Raw genomic sequence first — 2,241 nt, 5'->3', positions numbered from 1 at the left:
AGCCTGATGAGTCATCACAACCCAGACAACTCATAGAAACCACTCCATGTCCCCAACCGTGAGCAAGATCATCAATCGTGGGGCGACCCGTAAGGGCGACCGCACCCATGCCGATCAGCAACACACCGAACGGCGCCCGGTCAGCGATGCGGCCGCCCACCGTGAGACCCGCCAGCGCCCCGATGCCGTACAGGCCGAGCACCACCGGGACCAGGCCCTCGGAGATGCCCGTGACGTCCTGCAGGAGGGCACCGAGGTAGGAGAAGATGGCGATGGTGGCAGACATCGTCAGCGCGGTGGTGGCGTAGGCGACCCACAGTCGGGGCACGGCCAGGGAGCGCAGTTCGGTGCGCAGCCTCAGCTGCGGTGCGCCGGTGTCGTGCCCGCCGGGCAGGGCGGCCAGCACGGCGATGGCGGACAGTGCAGCCATCGCGGCCACTGCCCAGAATGCTGCCTGCCAGCTGGCGTGTTGCGTCAGCAGGGTGCCGCCCGGAACGCCAATGATCATGGACAGGCTCGCCCCGGACACCACCACGGACATTGCCTTCCCCCGCCGATCGGCGGGAACGAGCGAGACCGCGGTGACCGAGGCCAGTGCCCAGAAGCCGGCGCATGCCATGCCCGTGATCACACGCGTGGCCATTAGGAAGCCGAAGTGCGGAACGAGCGCTGCGGCCGCGTGCCCGGCGACGAACACCATCGGGAAACCGACAAGCGCTGCGCGGCGTGGCAGCTTCAAGGTGGCCAGGGTCATCAGTGGTGCGCCGATGACCATGCCGAGGGCGAACGCCGAGATCAGCAGTCCCGCCCGGGACAGGGAGACCTCCAGATCGCCAGCGAGTGAGGGAAGCAGCCCGGAGAGCATGAACTCCGAGGTGCCCAGGGCGAACGTGCCGAAGCCGAGGACATAGACGATAAGAGGCATGACGGGGGTGCTCCTCAAGGGCGTCACCTGGGTGAGTGGGGTGCCGCAGGCCCTGGGCAAGCGGCCTGCCGGGCCGCCTGCTCTTTTAGGGACGGCCGTGCTCTCCAGGTTCACCCGACAAGAAACCGGACCAGCCGGCAAAAGTGGCCCAGCCGAGCCTGGGTCCAGCTGGGCCACCCTTCACCCGTCGTCCCACCCCCCGCAGGCGAATACTGAAGAAATGAAGCAGAACGCCGAACTGGGAGACTTCCTCCGTACGCGCCGGGCCCGTCTGAGCCCGCAGGAGGCCGGCCTGCACCCGCTCGGCAGTATCCGCCGGGTCCCGGGCCTGCGCCGCGAGGAGGTCGCGCACCTGGCCGGCGTGAGCACGGACTACTACACCCGGCTCGAACAGGGCCGCCACCCCAACGTCTCCCAGACCGTCCTGGACGCCATAGCCCGCGCCCTGCGCCTGGACGACGACGAACGCGCCCACCTCTTCGACCTCGCCCGCACCCGCACCGCCCGCACCCGCACCGCCCGCTCCCCGAGCGCCCGGCCGCGCGTGCAGCGTGTGCGCCCGGACGTCCGCCAGATGCTGGACATCCTGGGCGCCGTCTCACCGGCCTTCGTTACCAACCACCGCCAGGATGTCCTGGCCGCCAACCAACTGGCCCGAGCCCTGATCACCGACTGGGACACTCTGCCCCATCGGCAGCGCAACTTCGCTCGCTACGTCCTCCTGGATCCTGCCGCCCGCACGCTGTACCGCAACTGGGACGAGGTCGCGCAGACCGCCGTGGCCAATCTGCGCCTCGCAACCGGCCGCCACCCCGACGACGCCCTGCTCAACGAACTGATCGGCGAGGCTGTCGTCAAAGTGCCGGAGTTCGGCACCTGGTGGGACAGCCACCGCGTGGCCCAGTGCCTCCCCGGCACACAGCACTTCCACCACCCCGTGGTCGGTGAGATCGCCCTGCACCATGAGCCCCTGGCCTTCCCCGCCGACCCGGACCAGACCATGTGCCTCTACACCGCCGAACCCGGCTCCACCTCCGCCCAGGCCCTCACCCTTCTCGCCAGCTGGAGCACACCCGACGCCACCCACGGCAGCAACGGGCCGGACACCGCCAGGCCCGGTAGCGCGATACGCCCGGACTGACGCTCCACATGTCAGAACCACTGACGTTTCCATGGCAGACGACATCGGGCTTCGCATAGGTCAGCGTGACCTGGAGGATACGGGCGCGGGTCCGGGGGTGCTCAGTGTTCTGGTGGTGCGGGGCGTTGTGTCACGTCGTGGATGTGGGCGGCCAGGGCTGACCGGAGGGCTGGGG

2 protein-coding genes are annotated in these 2,241 nt (G+C 69.1%); one reads left to right on the top strand and one right to left on the bottom strand.

Annotated elements, in window-relative coordinates; translation table 11 throughout:
- On the bottom strand, positions 1-925 hold a 925-nt coding region (locus ACIQU6_RS44415), incomplete at its 3' end, for an MFS transporter (RefSeq protein ID WP_403488387.1).
- 220 nt (positions 926-1,145) lie between these two features.
- Between ACIQU6_RS44415 and ACIQU6_RS44410 the strand changes: the two genes are divergently transcribed.
- The gene (locus ACIQU6_RS44410; RefSeq protein WP_403488385.1) at positions 1,146-2,066 is read left to right on the top strand and encodes a helix-turn-helix transcriptional regulator; all 921 of its coding nucleotides are present in this window, start codon (positions 1,146-1,148) and stop codon (positions 2,064-2,066) included.
- The last annotated feature ends 175 nt before the right edge of the window (positions 2,067-2,241 follow it).

The organism is Streptomyces sp. NPDC090442 (genome assembly GCF_044769405.1).
In the GTDB taxonomy this organism is placed as follows: domain Bacteria; phylum Actinomycetota; class Actinomycetes; order Streptomycetales; family Streptomycetaceae; genus Streptomyces.
Note: the sequence above shows the minus strand (reverse complement) of the source record. Positions and strands in the feature narration are given on the sequence as shown.